The sequence below is a fragment of the Streptomyces sp. CB02959 genome (assembly GCF_002803155.1).
Taxonomy (GTDB): domain Bacteria; phylum Actinomycetota; class Actinomycetes; order Streptomycetales; family Streptomycetaceae; genus Streptomyces.
The window spans coordinates 116458-136459 of sequence record NZ_NNBP01000028.1 but is presented as its reverse complement, the minus strand read 5'-3'; the positions used below and the strand labels follow the sequence as shown (position 1 = coordinate 136459).

The following is a 20002-nucleotide window of genomic DNA, read 5'->3' as shown; positions in this document are numbered from 1 at the left end:
CGGCACCGTGCCTCCGACGGCACCGTGACGTGAGGGTTTCAGGATGGCCTGGAAGCCGCTGCCCGCAAGGGAGTTGACGAGCGGCGTGTCGCTTGCGGTGAGTGTGCGCCTCGCACGAGGGCTGATCCTCCGCAGTGCGGCGTTCCCGTACGACCGCCGGGCGGAGCCTGTGCGTGGTGACGAGAGGGTGCCTGCCACGCCTCGCGGCGCCAGGGCATCACCGCCCCGGTCTTCGACGACCTCGACCAGTGGCAGGAGCTGCGCGAAACCGCCATCCGCGTCCAGAACCGGATCCACGCCCACAAGCCGCCGGTGGCCGACGAGGAGGAGGACGAGCCCGCCGAGGACGCCGACGCCGGGTGAGGTCAGGCCGCCCGCGCCACCGCCCACGCCCCGATCCGCCGCAGCAGCTCCGGGCCCGCGGCGTTCTCCGCGTGGCCGAAGCCCGGTTCGATCCAGAGTGCGGTGGTGGCGGGGTCGGCGGCGGCCATCAGCATGCGCGGGTGGTCGAGCGGGAAGTAGGGGTCGCGGTCGCCGTGGACGAGGAGCAGCGGGGTCGGGGTGATCAGGGGGACCGCCTCGGTGGGGGAGAGGGGGACCGGGTCCCACTCCTCGGGGTGGACGCGGGTGCGCAGACCGACGCGGGAGACCAGGCGCCCGGTGGGGCGCGTGACGGCCCAGTGGAGGCGCCGCATCGACGCCGTGCCCCGGTAGTACCACCGGGCGGGAGCACTGACCGCGACCACGACATCGGGGGACGCATCCGTGCGCTCCCCGTGCTCCCCCCACCCGCCGCCCGCCCGCCGCCGGCCGTGCAGGGCGGCCTGCCGGAGGACCACCGAGCCGCCCATGGAGAAGCCGACGGTGGCGATCCGGCGGTGCCCCAGGGAGCGGGCCCAGCGGACGGCGGCGGTCAGGTCGTGGATCTCCCGGTCGCCGACCGTGGAGCGCCCGCCGGAGCCGCCGTGCCCCCGGAACGAGAACGTGATCACGTCCGCATGCTGGGACAACGCGGCGGCCGCACGGCGGAGCGCGGGCCGTTCGAGGGAGCCGGTGAAGCCGTGGGCGAGGACGATGGCGAGGTCGGTCGCGGGGGCGGGAAAGGGCCCGGACGAGGGTGCGGAAAGCGCTTCGGGAAGCGGGTTCCGGGGGGTGCGGGCGGCCTCGATACGGACGCCGTCGTCCGTCAACAGGGTCGCCCGGTGACCACTCGAAGTGATCGACGGAACACAAGAACGTGCAAAATCGGCCTCGGGTCCGCAACTCATGTGAGCTATTCTGCTGGGCAAGAAGGATCCGGGCAGCGTCGCCCCCGGATCCTTTTGTGCTTTCACGCACGCAAAGAGATGTGAGCGGAAGCACTCCGTACGAAGCAGTGCCGCAGACTCCCCCGGCCTGGCCGGGTGGTGCCCCCGTCGCAGGGACCGAGGAGGAACCAGACGTCATGGGCAAGCGAAGCGTGCAGGACAGCGAGCCGCACAGGACGAAGCTCGCCGGAAACCGGGTAGGTGGTCGGAAGTGAGTTCACTTCTGCTGCTGACCAATGCTCTCCAACCGTCGACGGAGGTGCTTCCGGCGCTCGGCTTGCTGCTGCACAGCGTCCGGGTGGCCCCCGCCGAGGGTCCGGCCCTGATCGACACCCCCGGGGCCGACGTCATACTGATCGACGGCCGCCGCGACCTTCCGCACGTGCGGTCCCTGTGCCAGCTGCTGCGGTCCACCGGACCCGGCTGCCCGCTGGTGCTGGTGGTCACCGAGGGCGGGCTGGCCGCCGTCACCGCCGACTGGGGCGTCGACGACGTCATGCTGGACACCGCCGGGCCGGCCGAGGTGGAGGCGCGGCTGCGGCTGGCGATGGGCCGCCAGCAGATCACCACCGACAACGGCCCCATGGAGATCCGCACCGGTGATCTCTCGGTGGACGAGGCCACGTACAGCGCCAAGCTGAAGGGCCGGGTCCTGGACCTGACCTTCAAGGAGTTCGAGCTGCTGAAGTACCTGGCGCAGCACCCGGGCCGGGTCTTCACCCGCGCCCAGCTCCTCCAGGAAGTGTGGGGCTACGACTACTTCGGCGGTACGCGGACGGTGGACGTGCACGTCCGGCGCCTGCGCGCCAAGCTCGGCCCCGAGCACGAGTCGCTGATCGGCACCGTCCGGAACGTCGGCTACCGCTTCGTGGTGCCGGAGAAGGTGGAGCGGGCGGCCGCGGAGGCCAAGGCCCAGGACGGCGGCGCGAAGGCCGGTGACGGAGGCAAGCGGGCCGACGGGCGGGCGCCCGCGCGTTCGTCCTCGTCGGGCGCCGGATCCTCGTCCACACAGCCTGCCCGCCGGTAGGACCACCCGCGTAGACTGCCGCGCGTGGCCAAGGTGACGCGGGATGATGTGGCAAAACTGGCGGGGACATCCACCGCCGTCGTCAGTTACGTCATCAACAACGGACCGAGGCCGGTCGCCCCGGCCACGCGCGAGCGGGTGCTCGCCGCCATCAAGGAGCTCGGCTACCGACCCGACCGGGTCGCGCAGGCCATGGCGTCCCGCCGTACCGACCTCATAGGTCTGATCGTCCCGGACACCAGGCAGCCGTTCTTCGCGGAGATGGCGCACGCCGTCGAACAGGCCGCCTCCGAGCGCGGCAAGATGGTGCTGGTCGGCAACGCCAACTACATCGACGAGCGCGAGGTCCACTACCTCCGCGCGTTCCTCGGGATGCGGGTGGCCGGGCTGATCCTGATCAGCCAGGGCCCCAGTGAGCACGCCGCCGCGGAGATCGACGCCTGGGACGCCCGGGTGGTGCTGCTGCACCGCCGGCCGGACGCCATCGACGACGTCGCGGTGATGACCGACGACATCTGGGGCGCGCAGCTGGCGACCCGGCACCTCCTGGAGCACGGCCACGAGTACGTCGCCTTCCTGGGCGGCACCGAGGAGACCCCGAAGTCCGGCGACCCGGTCACCGACCACGTCGAGGGCTGGCGGCGGGCCATGCTGGAGTCCGGGCGGTCGACGGAGGGGCGCTACTTCCAGGCGCCCTACAACCGCTACGACGCCTACCAGGTCGCGCTCGGGCTGCTGGCCGGGCCGGACCGGCCGCCGGCCATCATGTGCGCCACCGACGACCAGGCGATCGGCGTGCTGCGGGCCGCCCGCGAGCTGCGGATCGACGTCCCGGGCGAGCTGGCGGTGGCCGGCTTCGACGACGTGAAGGAGGCCGGGCTCACCGATCCGCCGCTGACGACGGTGGCCTCGGACCGGCAGGCGATGGCCCGGGCGGCGGTCGACCTGGTGCTGGACGACGGGCTGCGGGTGGTCGGCTCGCGCCGCGAGCGGCTGCGGCAGTTCCCGTCGCGGCTGGTGGTGCGGCGGTCGTGCGGGTGCGGGGGCTGAGCGGGCCGACCGCCGAACGGCGCCGGACCGGGCACCGGAACGAGGGCTTCCTTATACCGGGCATACCCACTTCTGTCGGGTCTCTCAGGGCCTTCTCAGACGGTTCTCATGCAGCGGCCGCAGAGTCATCCGTATGACCGAGAGCTACCGCCGCAGCGGCGATGAGATGCCCCAGGACCGGCCGTACGCCTACGGCACCGAATACGGCACCGGCCACAGCAGCGACCACGGCGCGGACCGGGCGCACGGCGAGGTACCGCCGCCGCCCCCGTACACGCCGGGGATGCCGGACGCGGGCGGAGCCGGTGCGCCGGAGCCGCGGCGCCGGGCCCGGCGGCCGATCGCGCTGATCGCGGCGGTGGCACTGGCCTCGGGTCTGATCGGCGGCGGCAGCGCGGCGCTGATCGCCGGCGCCACGCAGCAGAACACCACGTCCGGTGGCATCTCCACCCCGCTCGTCAACGCCGGCCAGAACTCCGGCGGCGGCAGCGGCGTCGCCGGGGTGGCCAAGGCGGTCAGCCCGGCCATCGTGGAGATCCAGGCGCGGACGTCCGGCGGCCAGTCCACCGGCTCCGGCGTGGTGATCACCAGCAGCGGCGAGATCGTCACCAACAACCACGTGGTGGCCGGCGCGCGCACGGTGAGCGTCACCTTCAGCGACGGCAGCAAGAAGACCGCGACGGTCGTCGGCACCGACCCGGACAAGGACCTGGCACTGATCAAGGTCGACGGCGGCAAGGGGCTGACGCACGCGGTGCTGGGCGACTCCAGCAAGCTCGTGGTCGGCGACCCGGTCGTCGCGATCGGCTCGCCGGAGGGCCTCACCGGCTCGGTGACCAGCGGCATCGTCTCGGCGCTCAACCGCGATGTCTCGGTCCCCAAGGAGGGCGGCCAGGGGCAGGGCCAGGGACAGGACCAGGGGCAGGGCCAGGATCAGGGCCAGGGCCGCGGCTTCTTCGGGGGCGGCGGCGGTGGCTGGCCGTTCGAGTTCGGCGGCAACCAGTACAACGGCGACACCGGCTCGTCCAAGACGACCTACAAGGCGATACAGACCGACGCCGCGCTCAACCCGGGCAACTCCGGCGGCGCCCTGATCAACATGCAGGGCCAGATCATCGGCATCAACTCGGCGATGTACTCGCCCAGTTCGTCGGACAGCAGCCAGGCGGGCAGCGTCGGCCTCGGCTTCGCGATACCGATCAACACCGTCAAGGCCGACCTCGACGCGCTGCGCGGCGGGGGCAGCGGAGGCGGGAACAGCGGGGTCTGAGCGGTTCCCGGGCAGTCTCCCGGGCGGCCTCCGGGCGGGGCCGCCGCTCGGGCGGCGGTTGTCCACAGGCGGTTGTCCACAGGGCGTCCGCCGGTGCGGTATCCGTGTCAGGCTGAAGCCAGGAAAGGTCCAGTCGGTCGTTCGTCACGCAATCCGAGGTAGTCGCGCACATGAGCCCCGCCGAGCACGGTGATCACCCCGCCCGCATCCTGATCGTCGACGACGAGCCCGCGGTCCGCGAGGCGCTCCAGCGCTCGCTCGCCTTCGAGGGGTACGGGACCGAGCAGGCCGTCGACGGTCTGGACGCGGTGGAGAAGGTCGCCGCCTACGACCCCGAACTCATCGTGCTGGACGTGCTGATGCCCCGGATGGACGGCCTGACCGCCGCCCGCCGACTGCGGGCGGGCGGGGTGACCGTCCCGATCCTGATGCTGACCGCCCGGGACACCGTCGGCGACCGGGTCACCGGCCTGGACGCCGGCGCCGACGACTACCTCGTCAAGCCCTTCGAGCTGGACGAGCTGCTGGCCCGGATCCGCGCCCTGCTCCGCCGCAGCTCGTACGCCACGGCGGCCGGTACCGCCCGGCCCGACGAGAGCGAGCTGCTGACCTTCGCCGACCTGCGGATGAATCTCGCCACCCGCGAGGTCACCCGCGGCAACCGCCCCGTCGAGCTGACCCGCACGGAGTTCACGCTCCTGGAGATGTTCCTGGCCCATCCGCGGCAGGTGCTCACCCGCGAGCAGATCCTCAAGGCCGTCTGGGGCTTCGACTTCGAGCCCACCTCCAACTCCCTGGACGTGTACGTGATGTACCTGCGCCGCAAGACCGAGGCGGGCGGCGAACCGCGGCTGGTCCACACCGTGCGCGGGGTGGGCTATGTGCTGCGGTTGGAGGGCGGCGCGGAATGAGCGGCACCGGCGACGTCCACGAGACACCCGCTCCCGAGGCGCAAGGCACGGCGGGCCCCCAGGGCGGCGCGGCCCGCTCCGGCGGCGGCCACGCCGGCGTCGGCGGCCCGGACGCCGGCGGCCCGGACGCCGGGGGCCCGGGCGGCGCGGCCCCGTCCGGCGGCTCCTTCGGCCTGACCAGGTTCCACCAGTTGCCGCTGCGCTCCCGGCTGGCACTGCTGATCGCGGTCGCGGTGGCCTTCGCGGTGGCGCTGTCGGCCGCCGCCTGCTGGCTGATCACCCGGGACCGGCTCACCGAGCAGCTCGACACCAGCCTGAGCACGGTCGAGGTGAACTCCGACTACGTCCAGGCGATCAGCGCCCGCTGCGCCGGCAGCCCGCTGAACGTCCGCTTCCAACCCACGCCGTACACCATCCAGCTGGTCTCCGCGAGCGGCTACGTCTGCACCTCGCCCAACAAGGCGCCCATCCCCGCGCAGCGCGTGGACCAGGCGGTCGCCGACGGGCGGCTGGCCGGCGCCGTCCACACCACCAAGGACGAGAACGGCGCCGAGATGCGGGTCTCGACCGTCCCGTACCGCGGCCCGATCGCCGACGCCCAGGGCAACCGCCTGGCCATCTCGGTGGCCGCGCCGATGGACCAGGTCACCGACCCGCTCAACCACCTCGCGCTGGTGCTGCTGGTCGTCGCCGGCGTCGGAGTGCTGGGCGCGGCGACCGCCGGCCTGTGGGTGGCCCGGGCGGCCCTCAAGCCCGTCGACCGGTTGACCGCCGCCGTCGAGCACGTCGCCCGCACCCAGGACCTCACCATCCGGATCCCCACCGACGGCGAGGACGAAATCGCCCGGCTGTCCCGGTCGTTCAACGCGATGACCGCCGCGCTGGCCGCCTCCCGCGACCTCCAGCAGCAGCTGATCGCCGACGCCGGCCACGAGCTCCGCACCCCCCTGACGTCGCTGCGGACCAACATCGACCTCCTGGAGCGCAGCGAGCGCTCCGGCCGCCCGATCCCGGCCGCGGACAAGGAGGCCCTGCTCGTGTCGGTGAAGGCCCAGATGGGTGAGCTGGCAGCGCTGATCGGCGACCTCCAGGTGCTCTCCCGCCCCTCGGAGACGGGCGCCGGCGGCGCGTCGGCCCTGCGGGTGGTCGCCCTCCACGACATCGTCGGCACCGCCCTCGAACGGGCCAGGTTGCGCGGCCCGTCGCTCACCATCACCGCCGACCTCGACCCCTGGTACGTCCGCGCCGAGCCGACCGCGCTGGAGCGCGCGGTGGTCAACCTCCTGGACAACGCCGTGAAGTTCAGCCCGTCCGGCGGCACGGTCGAGGTCCGGCTGGCCGGCGGTGCGCTGACCGTCCGGGACCACGGCCCCGGCATCCCGCCCGACGAACTCCCACACGTCTTCGAACGCTTCTGGCGCTCCCCTTCCGCCCGCAGCCTCCCCGGCAGCGGTCTGGGCCTGTCCATCGTGGCCCGCACGGCGGAGCAGTCCGGCGGCGGCGTACGCCTGCGGAACGCCCCCGGCGGCGGCACGCAGGCCCTGCTGACCCTGCCGGGCGCGACCACCCCGCCCCCGGACGCACCGGGGAGCGCGGGCGCCGCGCCGGGCCGGGCGGCGGCGCCGGGGGAGCAGGGCGCTCCCGGGGAGCAGACCGGTCCGGGGGAGCAGGGGGCGCCTCGGGCGTAGGCCCGGCCCGCAGTGCCCCTCCCGGGGCTGCTTCCCCGGGGCTACTTCCCCTTCGCGGCGTCGCCGAAGGGCAGGTTCGAGCCGGTGAGATCGGCGTGGATGCCGTCGCTCTCCACGGTGATGTTGCGCAGCCGCACATCGCCGGGGGTCTTGGGGAGCTGGAAGGAGAGCGACAGGCGGTCGGCGAGCTGAGGCTTCGTCAGATCGGTCAGGGCGCCCAGCATCTTCGCGTCGATGCCGACCTTCTGGAGCAGCCAGGGGTGCTCCATCACCACGTCGACGAGGTTGACGTTCATCAGCTGGTGCACGAAGCGCGGCGTGCCGATCAGGTCGTGCAGCTTGTCGTCGCTGCGCAGGGCGTCGTCGATGTACTCCCGGGGGATGCCGATCCGCTCGGCGATGGCCGGGATGCTGAGCATCGCCTTGACCTTGGCGGCCTGCCGGCTGAGTTCGACGGCGCCCTTCTGGGTCAGCCGCAGGCCCTCCTCCTTGCCGGTGCCCGGGCGGTAGACCGCCACGTCGCCGATGTCCAGCCGCATCTGCCCGATCTCGGTGGAGATCCCCCGTTCGCCGTTGCGCTGGATACGCGCCTCGGCCCGTACGCGCAGGGTGTGCCCGGCGATCGGCAGTTCGCCGACGGCGCGCACCCCGTTGCGCCCCGCTCCGCTGAACTTCACCTGGGAGGCGCCCAGTTCGCGGTTCATGTCGTCGAAGGCGAGCAGCACGCTGCCGTGCATCTCGCCGATGGTGGCGCCCTTGATGGCGGTCGGCAGATCGCCGTCGAGCCGGATGTTCCGGGCGGTCGCCTCCACCTTCGCCAGCGAGACCCGGTCCGCGGCGACGTCCGGGATCACCACGTCGACCTGGTCGAGCTGCTTGTCGAAGACCTGGGTGAGGAAGGGGAAGCCGTGGATGTCCACCTCGGGCCGGGCGTGCAGGTTCAGGGCGGTCTTGACCTGCTCCTCGGCCTTGTTCTGCGCGTACAGCACGGCGAACCGGTCGGCGAGCGCCAGTATCCCCGCGCAGGCCGCCAGCGCGACCAGCGCCTTGAGCGTGCGCGGGACGGCCGCGAAGCGGCTGATGCCCCGCTTCAGCTTCCGGTGGTTCGGGGGCGACCAGGCGTCCTCGTCGTCCTCGTCCGAGCGCAGGCCCAGGCCCAGCGGATCGTCGGCGTCGTCGTCCCGCTCGTTGAGATAGCTGCGCTGCCGGGGCGAGGGCGCGTACTCCGGCTCGAACTCCGGGCCGTCCCCGGGGCCGTACGGCTGTGCTCCGGACCGCGCCTGGGGCCGTGCTCCCGAGGCGGTTCCGGCGTCCGGGCCCGGTTCCAGATCGGCGAGATCGGCCAGGTCCGTGTACGGATTGACCGGCTGGAGCTTTCTGGTGTCACCCTGCGGGTCGTCCGGGCGCCCGGCTATGTGGGGCGGGTCGCCGGCTTCGGAAGCGGAACCGGAAGCGGCGGCCGGGTGGGGAGAGGGGGACGAGGGTGAAGCTATGCGTGTGGGGGTTCGCATCCGCACATCCCACCACGAGCGGGACCCGGAAGTGCAAGTCGTCCTCGCGTAATGTGAGATACGCGAAAGTTGTCCGGCCCTCCTTGGCAAAATCTTGCCGCATCCGTGGGGCGGCCTGAACTACCGTCAGCTTCCCCGGCGCGCTTCCGCCGCCGCGTCCCTCGGGAGGAACCCCCATGATCGTGGTAACCGGAGCAACCGGCAACATCGGCCGCCGACTTGTCGACCGCCTTGTGGAGGAAGGTGTTCCGGTTCGTGCGCTGACCCGCGACCCGGCCCGCGCCGGACTTCCCGCCCAGGTCGAGGTGGTGCGCGCGGACCTCACCGAGGACACCGACCCCGCCCCGCTCCTCGCCGGCGCCGACGCCCTCTTCCTCAACCTCGCGGCCGGCGGCGGCGACTCCGTGGAACGGCTGATCGACGCCGCCGTGAAGGCGGGCGTCTCCCGGATCGTCCTCAACTCCTCCCTCGCGGTGACCGGAACGCCCGCCGACGAGACCAACTTCATCGCCCGCTCGCACGCCCTCCTGGAGCGCGCGGTCCGCGACTCCGGCCTGGAGTGGACCTTCCTCCGGGGCGGCAACTACGCGACGAACGCACTCAACTGGGCCCCGGCGATCCGCGAGAGCGGCGTGGTCCGCGACCCGCACCCGGGCGCCCGGAGCGTGCCCGTCCACGAGGCCGACCTCGCGGACGTCGCCGCTCTCGCGCTCCTGGACCGCACCGGTGCCCACGCCGGCCAGGTCCACCGGCTCACCGGCCCGGAGGTGCTGACCAACGCCCAGCAGGTCGCCGCCATCGGCGAGGCCGTCGGCCGCCCGACGCGCATCGAGCAGATCTCGGAGGACGAGGCCGCCGAGGCGATGGCCGGCCCGCACTTCCCACTGGCGGCGGCCCGCCAACTCGTCCGCCTCTTCGGCCAGTCGGTGGACGCGCCGGCCTTCGCGCGGACGGACACCGTCGAACGCGTCACCGGCCACCCGGCCCGCACCTTCGCCCAGTGGGCGCGGGAGCACGCCGGGGACTTCTCCTGACGGCGACGCCCCCTGTACGCGGTACAGGGGGCGTGCTCCGGTCGGGGTGTCAGTCCCCCGGCCTCACTTCACGACCGTGATGCGGTCCGCCTTGGGCGGGGCGAGCGGGGCGGTCGGGGTGGAGTGCGCCGTCAGATAGGCGGTGAGGGCGTCCAGGTCCGACGGGCCGACGTACTTGTCGGTGCCCTGCTTCAGGGCGGGGAAGCCGTCGCCGCCGCCGGCCAGGAACTCGTTCATCGCGACGCGGTAGGTCTTGGCGGGGTCGAGCGGGGAGCCGCTCACCCTGACCGAGTCGGCGACGACGCGGGCGGCGCCCTGCTTGGTCATGTCGAGGGTGTAGGCCAGGCCCTCGGAGATCTGAAGGATCTTGGGGGACGCCTCGTTGGGGCCGCTGACCTGCTGCTGGAGGGCGGCCAGGAGCTGCGCGCCGGTCAGGTTCACGACGTTGGTCATGTTGGTGAACGGCTGGACGGTGAACGCCTCGGCGTAGGTGACGACGCCGTCGCCCTCCTTGCCCGACGCCTTGTAGGCGAGGTCGGAGCGGATGCCGCCGGGGTTCATCAGCGCGAGCTGGGCGCCGCCCTTGCCGGCGTCCCGGGTGGCCGCCAGCTGGGCGTCGGCGATCAGATCGCCCAGGGGTTCTTCGGGGGTGCCGGCGCCGCGGCCGTTGATGTCGGCGGAGAGGTAGCCGACGGGCTTCTCGGCGACGGGCGCGGCGAGCTTGTTCCAGCGGGTGATCAGGGACGTCATGTCCGGCGCCGGCGGCTGGGTGCGGTTCACGACGTGGTTGGCGGCGTGCGGGCCGTGGACCGCGGTGCGCACGATGTCGTGGGTCCGGCGGTCGTAGGTGAGCGTGGTGTCGGTGTAGAGGCGGCCGTAGGACGCGGCCGAGGTGACCGTGCGGGGGTGGCCGGCCGGGTCGGGGACGGTGCAGGTGTAGGACTGGTGGGTGTGGCCGGTGACCAGCGCGTCCACCTGGGGGCTGACGTGCTTGGCGATGTCCACGATCGGCCCGGAGATCCCTCCCCCGGTCTCGGCTCCGCTCGACCGGGGGGACCCCCATCCCGGCCCGGGGCTGTCGCAGTCGTAGTTGTACGAGGTGGAGGCGGGCAGGCCGCCCTCGTGGATGAGCGCGACGATCGCCTTGACGCCCTGGCGGTCGAGGACCCGTGCGTACTTGTTGATCGTGGTGACCTCGTCGTGGAACGTCAGGCCCTTGACGCCGTCGGCGTTGACGATGTCCGGGGTGCCCTTGAGCGTCACACCGATGAAGCCGATCTTGACGCCCTTGTGCTGCCAGACGGTGTACGGCTTGAGGATCGGCTTGCCGGTCCTGTCGTCGGTGACGTTGGCGGCGAGGTAGGGGAAGTCGGCGCCCCGGAAGGTCTTGCCCTTCTCGTAGCAGCCGTCCTTGGGGTGGCAGCCGCCGCGCTGCATCCGCGTCAACTCGGCGCGGCCCTCGTCGAATTCGTGGTTGCCGACCGAGGTGACGTCGAGGCCGAGCTTGTTCATCGCCTCGATGGTCGGCTCGTCGTGGAAGAGGCCGGACAGCAGCGGGCTGGCGCCGATCATGTCGCCGGCCGCCGCGGTGACGGAGTACGGGTGGCCCTTGCGGGCGGTGCGGAGGGACTGCGCCAGGTACGCGACGCCGCCGGCCGGGACGGTTTTCCTGCTGCCGTCGGGCTGGAGCTCCTCGACGGTGCCGGAGGAGCCCTGCGGCGGTTCGAGGTTGCCGTGGAAGTCGTTGAAGGAGAGCAACTGGACGTCGACCGTGCCGGCGGGGCGGTGGGCGCTGCCGCTGTCGGCGCCGGCGGGCGGCGCGGTGGCGGTCAGCGCGACGCCCGCGGCGGTGGCGAGCACGGCGGCGCCGGCCGCCAATCTGCGGGCGAGACGGCGCCGTTGAGGTGTCGGTGGCATGGTTCCCCTCCGTGGATGGTGCTGAGCGGACCGCAGCATATTGTCGACGCGCGTAGAGGGATAGGGGTCGGCGGCTTACGGCTCGGTGGCCGTGCGATGACCGGACGGATCGCGGCGGCGTCCGCGGCACCCGCGTGACGTCGCGGCAGCGTCGTACGCTTCAGGCATGACTGACGCTGCACAGGAGATGGGCCGGACCGGCCGCAGGATCCAGGTGGTCGACGAGCTCGCGCCGGAAGCGGCCGCGGCCGTCCTTGAGCTGATCGAACGGGCCGCGCGGACGGACGGGCAGCCGGCCGTGTCCGAGCAGGGGCGGCTCCAGCTGCGGGGCGGCCGGCGGGACGGCGTCCGGCATGTGCTGGTGTTCGCGCCGGGGGAGGACGGCGAGGAGCTGGTCGGGTACGGGCAACTGGAGGACACCGACCCGGTGGAGGCGCCGGCCGCCGAGCTGGTCGTCCACCCGGGCTACCGCGGCCGCGGCCACGGCCGGGCGCTGGGCGGTGAACTCCTCGTCCAGTCCGGGCGCCGGCTGCGGGTGTGGGCGCACGGCGGGCACCCGGCCGCCCGGCACCTGGCGCAGACGCTGGGGCTGACGATGTTCCGGGAGCTCCGGCAGATGCGGCGGGCGCTGGCCGACCTGGACCTGCCGGAGCCGGTGCTCGCGGAGGGGGTGACGGTGCGGACCTTCCAGCCGGACACCGACGACGCGGCCTGGCTGGAGGTCAACGCGGCGGCCTTCGCGCACCACCCCGAGCAGGGCTCGCTGACCCAGCGCGACCTGGACGACCGCAAGCGCGAGCCGTGGTTCGACCCCAAGGGCTTCTTCCTCGCGGAGCAGGACGACCGGCTGGTCGGCTTCCACTGGACGAAGGTGCACGCCGAGGAGGGCCTGGGCGAGGTCTACGTCCTCGGGGTGCGGCCGGGCGCGCAGGGCGGCGGCCTGGGCAAGGCGCTCACCGCGATCGGGCTGCGGCACCTGGCGGCGCAGGGGCTGGCGACCGCGATGCTCTACGTGGACGCGGACAACGTGGCCGCGGTGACGGTGTACGAGCGGCTGGGCTTCGTCACGCACGAGACGGACCTGATGTACCGGTCGGAGACGTGACCGGTGTGACCGGTGTGACCGGTGTGACGCGAGCGGTCGGCGGTCCGCGGGTGGCATGCGGTCGCTGAGCGGTGAGCGGTGAGCGGTGAGCGGTGAGCGGCGGGGCGGGCCTGAGGGCCCGCCCCGCCGCTGTCGTCACGACTCCGGTTGCCGCTCCTGCTGCGCGCGCCACTCGCGCGCCAGGATCGCGTAGATCACCTCGTCGCTCCACTCGCCGTCGAGGAACTCGTTCTCCCGCAGATGGCCCTCGCGGCGCATCCCCAGGCGCTCCAGCAGCTTGGCGGAGGCGGTGTTGCGGCCGTCCAACTCGGCCTGGATGCGGTGCAGTCCGAGCTCCTCGAAGCCCAGCTTCAGCAGGGCGCGGGAGGCTTCGGTGGCGTAGCCGTGGCCGGCGTGGTCGGGGTGGAAGACGTAGCCGATGCCGCCCTGGCGGTGCTCGCGGCGGGTGTAGACGAAGGTGACGTCGCCGACCAGGGTGCCCGTCTCGTGGACGACGACGGCGAGCTGGAGGAAGTCGCCGGACTCCCGCAGCGCCGTGCGGGTCACCTTGTCGGCGACGGAGGCGCGGGAGCCGGCCTCGTCGTGCGGACCCCAGTAGAGGTAACGGCAGACCTCCGGGAGGCGCTGGTAGGCGTAGATGGCGTCGAAGTCGTCGTGGCGCACCGGGCGGAGGTCCAGCCGCTCGGTCCGCAGTGGGTAGTCGGGGGTGAACGGGAGCGGGGGCAGCGGCGGTATGGGTGGTGTGGAAGGTCTGAGCACGCGCTCAGCCTAGGGAGCGGGGGCGGGCGGCGCCCGGGACTTTTCCGGATGCGTGTGCGGCGGCGTCCCGGCTTCCGGCGCTTCGCCCGGATTGGCGGAAGTGAAGATCACGAGGCGGGTCGCCGACCGGGAAATACCCGGGGGTGGTTTCCCGCTTGCCTGGTCGCCATGTCCGCGTTACCGGCGATTCAATATCGCTTGCAAGCATCACTGAATGCAGCCCGCTGTGCCGAACGTCCCGAACCCGCGGCTCGAAGTCGTGCCGCCGCCTCCTGGCGCGCCTGGAAGTGCCCGAGCGCGGAAGAATAAGGACATGAACCAGCAGCGCAGCGCTCAGGCCCCGGCCCAGCCCGAGATGCCGTCCCAGGAATCGCCGAGGGTGGCAGACTCCTCGGTGCAGCAGCCCTCGGTGCAGCCGTCGGTGGGCTCGATCGCCGCGCACCGCCCGAACGCGGTCCGCCGTGCCATCTCCGGGCTGGAGCCCGACCTGGACGCCGATCCGGACGCCTACGAGGACCGCGGCGTCCCGGGTGCGAACGGCGAGGAGCTGCCCAGCGGGCGCTTCCTGGACCGGGAGCGCAGCTGGCTGGCGTTCAACGAGCGGGTGCTGGAGCTGGCCGAGGACCCGGCCACCCCGCTCCTCGAACGGGCTAACTTCCTTGCGATTTTCGCCAGCAATCTGGACGAGTTCTTCATGGTCCGGGTCGCCGGCCTCAAGCGGCGGATCGCGACCGGGGTCGCCACCCGCTCCGCCTCCGGGCTCCAGCCCCGGGAGGTGCTGGACCAGATCTGGACCCGGTCCCGGGAGCTGATGGCGCGGCACGCCGCCTGCTTCCAGCAGGACGTCGCCCCGGAACTCGCCGACCAGGGCATTCACCTGATCCGCTGGCCCGAGCTGACGGAGAAGGAGCAGGCCCGGCTGTTCACGCTGTTCCGGCAGCAGATCTTCCCGGTGCTCACGCCGCTGGCGGTCGACCCGGCGCACCCCTTCCCGTACATCTCCGGGCTGTCGCTGAATCTGGCCGTGGTCGTCCGCAATCCGGTCAGCGGCCACGATCACTTTGCGCGAGTGAAGGTTCCGCCGCTGCTCTCCCGCTTCCTGGAGGCGTCCCCGCAGCGGTACGTGCCCATCGAGGACGTGATCGCCGCCCACCTGGAGGAGCTGTTCCCGGGGATGGAGGTGCGGGCGCACCACATGTTCCGGGTGACCCGCAACGAGGACCTGGAGGTGGAGGAGGACGACGCCGAGAACCTCCTCCAGGCCCTGGAGAAGGAGCTGATGCGGCGGCGCTTCGGGCCGCCCGTCCGCCTGGAGGTCGAGGAGTCCATCGACCCGGCCGTCCTGGACCTGCTGGTCCAGGAGCTGAAGGTCTCCGAGGCCGAGGTCTACCCGCTGCCCGGCCCGCTCGACCTGACCGGACTGTTCGGCATAGGGGCGCTGGACCGGCCGGAGCTGAAGTACCCCAAGTTCGTGGCGGGCACCCACCGTGACCTGGCGGAGGTGGAATCGGCGTCCGCACCCGACGTCTTCGCCGCGCTGCGCGCCCGCGACGTGCTGCTGCACCACCCCTACGACTCGTTCTCCACCTCCGTGCAGGCGTTCCTGGAGCAGGCCGCGGCCGACCCGAACGTGCTCGCCATCAAGCAGACCCTCTACCGCACCTCCGACCACTCCCCGATCGTCGACGCCCTGATAGACGCCGCCGAGTCCGGCAAGCAGGTGCTGGTCCTCGTGGAGATCAAGGCGCGCTTCGACGAGCAGGCCAACATCAAGTGGGCCCGGAAGCTGGAGGAGGCCGGCTGCCACGTCGTCTACGGCCTGGTGGGGCTGAAGACGCACTGCAAGCTGTCCCTGGTGGTCCGCCAGGAGGGCGAGACCCTGCGCCGGTACTCCCACGTGGGGACCGGCAACTACCACCCCAAGACGGCCAGGCTGTACGAGGACCTGGGGCTGCTGACCGCGGACCCCCAGGTGGGAGCCGACCTCTCCGACCTCTTCAACCGGCTCAGCGGCTACTCCCGGCGGGAGACCTACCGCCGGCTGCTGGTGGCGCCCACCTCGCTGCGCGACGGGCTGATCCAGCGGATCAACAAGGAGGCCGCGCACCACCGGGCGGGCCGTCCCGCCTACGTCCGCATCAAGGTCAACTCGATGGTCGACGAGGCGGTCATCGACGCGCTCTACCGGGCCTCCCAGGCCGGGGTCCCGGTCGACGTCTGGGTGCGCGGCATCTGCGCGCTGCGCCCCGGGGTCCCCGGGCTGAGCGAGAACATCCGGGTCCGCAGCATCCTCGGCCGCTTCCTGGAGCACTCCCGGGTCTTCGCCTTCGGCAACGGCGGCGAGCCCGAGGTGTGGCTGGGCAGCGCCGACATGATGCACCGCAACCTCGACCGGCGGATCGAGGCGCTGGTGCGGGTCACCGACCCGGCCCACCGGGCGGCCCTCAACCGGCTGCTGGAGACCGGGATGTCGGACACGACGTCGTCCTGGCACCTGGGCCCGGACGGCAACTGGACCCGGCACGCGGTGGACGCGGACGGCACCCCGCTGCGGAACGTACAGGAAATGCTCATCGACGCCCGGAGGCGCCGGCGTGGCCCAGCGACATGACCAGCCGGCCGGGGGGCCGCGGCCCGGTCTCCTCGGTACCGGCACGGGGATCAGCAGCGCAATCGGAAGCAGAATCGGATACGAGCCCGGCCGGACGCCGGGGGCCCGTGCAGCGGTAGTGGACGGGCCGGGGGACGGTGTGTACGGGGACAGGGCGTACGGGGAGACGGTGCGGCACGGGGCGGACGACGGTCCGCACGGGGCGGCGGGCGGGAACCACCGGGGGGAGGTCGGGAGCTACGCCGCCGGGGTGCCGTACGGGCCCGAGGACGCCCCCGGGGCCGGGCCCGGACTCGCCGGGCGCACGGCCGAGGAGGCACTGGCCGGCTACCTCCACTGGCACGCCGCGGAGTTCCTGCGCAGTCTGCGGCTCCACGGGGAGGCCGGCCCGGACGCGGCGGGCGCCGGCGAGGCGGCCCGGCAGCTGCGCCGCGCCGCCCGCCGGATCAGCGCCACGCTGCACACCTTCCGGCCGCTGACCGAAGAGCTCTGGGCCGATCAACTCCGCGCCGAACTCGGCTGGTTGAGCGGCACGCTGGCCCGTGAGCAGGCGTGCACGGCACGCCGCGACCGGCTCATGGCGGCGTTGCAGCGACTCACCGGGCGGGCCGAGCGGATCGAACGGCCTGCGGAGCGGGGCGGACGGGGGAGCCGGAGCGCCCGGGACGGCCGCCCGGCCGCGTCCGGCAGCGCCGCCACGGCCACCGTCCCGGCCGCCGCCACCGACCCGGACCGGGAGAGCGCGCTCGCCGCCGGGGCCGCCCGGGCCGGGGCACTGCTCGACCGGCAGCTCACCCTGGCCCGTACGCGGGCCCACTCCGCGGCCCTCCAGGCGCTCGGCTCGTCCCGTTTCCACGCCGTCGCGGACGCGGTCGCGGTGCTCGCCTCGGAGGCGCCGCTGGCCCGCCGGGCCGCCGAGGTGTCCGCCGCGGAGGCCCTGCCGCCGCTCGCGGAGCAGGCGCACCGGCGGCTCGCCGAGGCGGTCGCCACCCTGCCGCTGGCCCGCGCCGGCCACCCGTACAACGCCGCCGCGCTCGCCGCCGACCACCTCCAGGACGCGCCCTGGCACCAGGCGCGGCTGCTGGTCCGGCTGAGCCACTACGCCCAGGAGGTGGTCGCCCCCGAGACGGTCGACCCCCGGCTGACCGCGTCCGGCCGGGCCCTGGAGCACCACCGCGACGCCGCCGAGGCGGCCGCCGCGGCCGCCGCCGCGGCCCGTACCCCGCGGATCGCGCCGGCCACCGCGTACGCGCTGGGCGTGCTCCACGCCGACCAGCGCCACGAGGTCGAGGCGGCGCGGTACGCCTTCGGCCTGGTGTGGCTGCCCGGCCCGAGCGCCGAGCGCACCACCTGAGCGGGCGGGAAGACGGAACGGGAAAACGGGAACCGGGAAAACGAGAAACGGGGAAAAGGGGGAAAGGGGACCGATGGGCAGGACGGCGGGCCACAAGGGCGGCGGAGCGGCCGGCGCGCGGACACCGGTGGCCGAGCCGATCCGGGCGGCGGGCTGTGTGCTGTGGCGCCCGGCGCCGGGCGGCGACGGGATCGTGCTGGCCCTGGTGCACCGGCCGAAGTGGGACGACTGGTCGTACCCCAAGGGCAAGCTGAAGCCGGGGGAGGACCCGCTGCGGGGCGCGCTGCGCGAGGTGCTGGAGGAGACCGGGGCGACCTGCGCGCCCGGCCCGGAGCTCCCCACCGTCCGCTATCGGGTCGGCGGCCGCCCCAAGGAGGTCCGCTACTGGGCGGCCGAGGCCACCGGCGGCGGGTTCATCCCCAACAAGGAGGTGGACCGCCTGCTGTGGGTGGCGCCGGACGTGGCCCGGGACCTGCTCACCCAGGACCGCGACAAGGACCTGGTGGCGGCCCTGCTGGCCGCGCTGCGGGTGCCGGGCGGGAGCGGCTGAGCGGCGCCGCGGCGTCACCCGTCGCGCCGACCGGCGCATACTGGAGTGATGCTGCACGGGGAAATCGAGATCAGCGCCTTCCTCAAGGCGCGCCGTGCCGCGCTCGACCCGGCCGAGGTAGGTCTGCCCGATGGGTACGGCCGGCGCCGGGTGCGGGGGCTGCGGCGCGAGGAGGTCGCCCAGCTCGCCGGGATCAGCGTGGACTACTACATCCGGATCGAGCAGGGCCGGGCGCCCGCCGTCTCCGACTCCGTCCTGGACGCCATCGCGCGGGCGCTGCGGCTCTCGGACGGCGAGGTGACGTACCTGCGGAACGTCGCGGTGCCGCGCCGCCGCCCCGCCGACGGGGCCGCCGGCTGCGTGCCCGGACCGGCGCAGACCGTGCGGCCGGAGATCCGGCAGCTGCTGGACGCCATGGACCGCACGGTCGCCGCCGTGGTGCTGGGCCGCGGGCTGGACATCCTGGCGTGGAACGAATCCGGCGGCCGGCTCTCCTGCGACCTCGCGGAGCTGGCGCCCGACCGGCGGAACACCGCACTGCTGGTCTTCCTCGAACAGTCCGCCCGGGAGCGGTACCCGGACTGGGACGGCAAGGCCGAGGAGGTCGTCGGCAACCTGCGCGCCGACAGCGGCCGGCACCCGGACGATCCGCGGATCTGCGAGGTGGTGGGTGAACTCCTCGACCGCAGCGCGGAGTTCCGCCGGATGTGGGCGGCGCAGGGGGTGCACGAGTGCCTGCGCGGCACCAAGCGGATCCGGCACCCGGAGGCCGGGGAGCTGACCGTCACCTTCGAGAGCTTCCGGCTGGGCGCGGACCCGGACCAGGTGCTGGTGACGTACACCGCGCCGCCCGGGTCGGAGTCCGAGGCCCGGCTGCGCGGGCTGGCGACCGGCGCGGCGGTCCCGGCGGGGAGCGCTTCCTAGAGGGGCTGCGGACGCTTCCGCAGCCCGGCCGCCCTCCGGTCAGCCGCCGCGCGGGGCCAGCGCCTCCCACCGCACCGTGACCTCGCCCTGGCGCCGCCGGCGGGGGTCCCCGGCCAGCGGCCAGTCCGCCGCCAGGGAGGCGACCGCGGCGCGCCACCGCTGCCGGGCGCCCAGCGCGCCGAGCGGGGCGGCGCTCGCCCAGGCGCGGTCGAAGTCGCGCAGGAAGGCATGCACCGGTTCGCCCGGAACATTGCGGTGGATCAGCGCCTTGGGGAGGCGTTCGGCCAGGTCGGATGGGGTGTCGAGGGAGCCGAGCCGGGTTGCGAAGGTGACCGTGCGGGGGCCCTCGGGGCCCAGCGCGACCCAGACGTGACGCCGCCCGATCTCGTCGCAGGTGCCCTCGACCAGGAGCCCGTCGGGCGCCAGCCGGGCCCGCAGCCGCGCCCAGACGGCGGCGACCTCGTCCTCGTCGTACTGGCGCAGCACGTTCGCGGCCCGGATGAGGACCGGGGCGCGGCCGGGCCCGCCGGGCAGCGGCACCTCGAAGCCGCCGTGGACGAAGTCCAGCCCGGAGCGGGCGTACGGCAGGGCGGCGGCGACCCGGGCCGGGTCGATCTCGACGCCGACGACCTGGGCGTCCGGCCGGACCGTACGCAGCCTCCCGAGCAGCTCCAGCGCGGTCCAAGGGGCGGCGCCATAGCCTAGGTCGACCGCGACCGGGTCGGCGGTGCGGCGCAGTTCGGCGCCGTGCTCGGCGGCGATCCAGCGGTCCATGCGGCGGAGCCGGTTGGGGTTGGTGGTGCCGCGGGTGGCGCTTCCGACCGGCCGGGACGGCGCGGGGGCCGGTACGGCGGCGGTGCGGGAGGCGGAAACGGGCGAGCGGCGGGCCATGCATCGAGGGTATGGGGTCGCGGCGGGAGGTCGGCCGGGTGCCCTGACCTGGGCCGCGGGCCGATCCGCGGTCATGCTTTGGCAAAGTACGAA

At 73.5% G+C, this 20002-nt stretch carries 16 protein-coding genes; 11 read left to right on the top strand and 5 right to left on the bottom strand.

Annotated features, from left to right (window positions below; all coding sequences use genetic code 11):
• Positions 1 to 365: 365 nt before the first annotated feature.
• Entirely contained in the window at positions 366 to 1268 is a 903-nt protein-coding gene (locus CG747_RS35780; RefSeq protein ID WP_100606057.1) for a S9 family peptidase, read from the bottom strand.
• A 250-nt stretch (positions 1269 to 1518) separates the two neighbouring features.
• Here CG747_RS35780 and CG747_RS35775 point away from each other — a divergent pair, with 250 nt between their 5' ends.
• From CG747_RS35775 to CG747_RS35755, 5 genes are all read left to right on the top strand, one after another.
• A complete protein-coding gene (locus CG747_RS35775; protein ID WP_100606056.1) occupies positions 1519 to 2334 on the top strand; it encodes a response regulator transcription factor in 816 nt (271 codons plus the stop codon).
• Positions 2335 to 2358: 24 nt separating this feature from the next.
• Positions 2359 to 3384: a LacI family DNA-binding transcriptional regulator gene (locus tag CG747_RS35770; protein WP_100606055.1), complete on the top strand. Its 1026-nt coding sequence runs from the start codon at positions 2359 to 2361 to the stop codon at positions 3382 to 3384.
• A 133-nt stretch (positions 3385 to 3517) separates the two neighbouring features.
• Positions 3518 to 4654 (top strand): S1C family serine protease, encoded by a 1137-nt coding sequence (locus CG747_RS35765; RefSeq protein ID WP_100606054.1) that lies wholly within the window; start codon positions 3518 to 3520, stop codon positions 4652 to 4654.
• Positions 4655 to 4824: 170 nt separating this feature from the next.
• On the top strand, positions 4825 to 5565 hold the full coding sequence (locus tag CG747_RS35760) for a response regulator transcription factor (protein ID WP_100606053.1): 741 nt from the start codon (positions 4825 to 4827) through the stop codon (positions 5563 to 5565).
• On the top strand, positions 5562 to 7253 hold the full coding sequence (locus tag CG747_RS35755) for a HAMP domain-containing sensor histidine kinase (protein WP_257980958.1): 1692 nt from the start codon (positions 5562 to 5564) through the stop codon (positions 7251 to 7253). The genes CG747_RS35760 and CG747_RS35755 overlap by 4 nt, the downstream gene beginning before the upstream one ends.
• A 41-nt stretch (positions 7254 to 7294) precedes the next feature.
• Here CG747_RS35755 and CG747_RS35750 read toward each other — a convergent pair whose 3' ends face one another.
• The gene (locus CG747_RS35750; RefSeq protein ID WP_100606052.1) at positions 7295 to 8764 is read right to left on the bottom strand and encodes a DUF2993 domain-containing protein; all 1470 of its coding nucleotides are present in this window, start codon (positions 8762 to 8764) and stop codon (positions 7295 to 7297) included.
• A gap of 176 nt (positions 8765 to 8940) precedes the next feature.
• Between CG747_RS35750 and CG747_RS35745 the strand changes: the two genes are divergently transcribed.
• Entirely contained in the window at positions 8941 to 9798 is an 858-nt protein-coding gene (locus CG747_RS35745; RefSeq protein ID WP_100606051.1) for an SDR family oxidoreductase, read from the top strand.
• A 63-nt stretch (positions 9799 to 9861) separates the two neighbouring features.
• Here CG747_RS35745 and CG747_RS35740 read toward each other — a convergent pair whose 3' ends face one another.
• On the bottom strand, positions 9862 to 11715 hold the full coding sequence (locus tag CG747_RS35740) for a bifunctional UDP-sugar hydrolase/5'-nucleotidase (protein ID WP_100606050.1): 1854 nt from the start codon (positions 11713 to 11715) through the stop codon (positions 9862 to 9864).
• 187 nt (positions 11716 to 11902) lie between these two features.
• Between CG747_RS35740 and mshD the strand changes: the two genes are divergently transcribed.
• Complete coding sequence (gene mshD, locus CG747_RS35735; protein ID WP_100606049.1) at positions 11903 to 12820, top strand: mycothiol synthase; 918 nt, start codon at positions 11903 to 11905, stop codon at positions 12818 to 12820.
• A 135-nt stretch (positions 12821 to 12955) separates the two neighbouring features.
• Here the strand turns inward: mshD and CG747_RS35730 are convergent, their stop codons facing one another.
• Positions 12956 to 13579: a GNAT family N-acetyltransferase gene (locus CG747_RS35730; protein ID WP_100606048.1), complete on the bottom strand. Its 624-nt coding sequence runs from the start codon at positions 13577 to 13579 to the stop codon at positions 12956 to 12958.
• 313 nt (positions 13580 to 13892) lie between these two features.
• On the opposite strand from CG747_RS35730, the gene CG747_RS35725 reads away from it, so the two are divergent.
• From CG747_RS35725 to CG747_RS35710, 4 genes are all read left to right on the top strand, one after another.
• Positions 13893 to 16190, top strand: a complete 2298-nt coding sequence (locus CG747_RS35725) for an RNA degradosome polyphosphate kinase (protein ID WP_100606047.1) — start codon at positions 13893 to 13895, stop codon at positions 16188 to 16190.
• Between the two features lie 139 nt (positions 16191 to 16329).
• Entirely contained in the window at positions 16330 to 17544 is a 1215-nt protein-coding gene (locus CG747_RS35720; RefSeq protein WP_100606129.1) for a CHAD domain-containing protein, read from the top strand.
• Between the two features lie 73 nt (positions 17545 to 17617).
• Positions 17618 to 18094: an NUDIX hydrolase gene (locus CG747_RS35715; protein ID WP_100606046.1), complete on the top strand. Its 477-nt coding sequence runs from the start codon at positions 17618 to 17620 to the stop codon at positions 18092 to 18094.
• Between the two features lie 48 nt (positions 18095 to 18142).
• The gene (locus CG747_RS35710) at positions 18143 to 19018 is read left to right on the top strand and encodes a helix-turn-helix domain-containing protein (RefSeq protein ID WP_100606045.1); all 876 of its coding nucleotides are present in this window, start codon (positions 18143 to 18145) and stop codon (positions 19016 to 19018) included.
• A gap of 39 nt (positions 19019 to 19057) precedes the next feature.
• Here CG747_RS35710 and CG747_RS35705 read toward each other — a convergent pair whose 3' ends face one another.
• The gene (locus tag CG747_RS35705; RefSeq protein ID WP_100606044.1) at positions 19058 to 19909 is read right to left on the bottom strand and encodes a class I SAM-dependent methyltransferase; all 852 of its coding nucleotides are present in this window, start codon (positions 19907 to 19909) and stop codon (positions 19058 to 19060) included.
• Positions 19910 to 20002: the final 93 nt, after the last annotated feature.

Bases quoted from the DNA above. Each gene is read 5' to 3' on its own strand.
- CG747_RS35750 (WP_100606052.1), bottom strand. From the start codon at position 8,764: ATGCGAACCCCCACACGCATAGCTTCACCCTCGTCCCCCTCTCCCCAC.
- CG747_RS35745 (WP_100606051.1), top strand. From the start codon at position 8,941: ATGATCGTGGTAACCGGAGCAACCGGCAACATCGGCCGCCGACTTGTC.
- CG747_RS35725 (WP_100606047.1), top strand. From the start codon at position 13,893: ATGAACCAGCAGCGCAGCGCTCAGGCCCCGGCCCAGCCCGAGATGCCG.
- CG747_RS35780 (WP_100606057.1), bottom strand. From the start codon at position 1,268: ATGAGTTGCGGACCCGAGGCCGATTTTGCACGTTCTTGTGTTCCGTCG.
- CG747_RS35705 (WP_100606044.1), bottom strand. From the start codon at position 19,909: ATGGCCCGCCGCTCGCCCGTTTCCGCCTCCCGCACCGCCGCCGTACCG.
- CG747_RS35755 (WP_257980958.1), top strand. From the start codon at position 5,562: ATGAGCGGCACCGGCGACGTCCACGAGACACCCGCTCCCGAGGCGCAA.
- CG747_RS35715 (WP_100606046.1), top strand. From the start codon at position 17,618: ATGGGCAGGACGGCGGGCCACAAGGGCGGCGGAGCGGCCGGCGCGCGG.
- CG747_RS35710 (WP_100606045.1), top strand. From the start codon at position 18,143: ATGCTGCACGGGGAAATCGAGATCAGCGCCTTCCTCAAGGCGCGCCGT.
- mshD (WP_100606049.1), top strand. From the start codon at position 11,903: ATGGGCCGGACCGGCCGCAGGATCCAGGTGGTCGACGAGCTCGCGCCG.
- CG747_RS35760 (WP_100606053.1), top strand. From the start codon at position 4,825: ATGAGCCCCGCCGAGCACGGTGATCACCCCGCCCGCATCCTGATCGTC.
- CG747_RS35740 (WP_100606050.1), bottom strand. From the start codon at position 11,715: ATGCCACCGACACCTCAACGGCGCCGTCTCGCCCGCAGATTGGCGGCC.
- CG747_RS35765 (WP_100606054.1), top strand. From the start codon at position 3,518: ATGACCGAGAGCTACCGCCGCAGCGGCGATGAGATGCCCCAGGACCGG.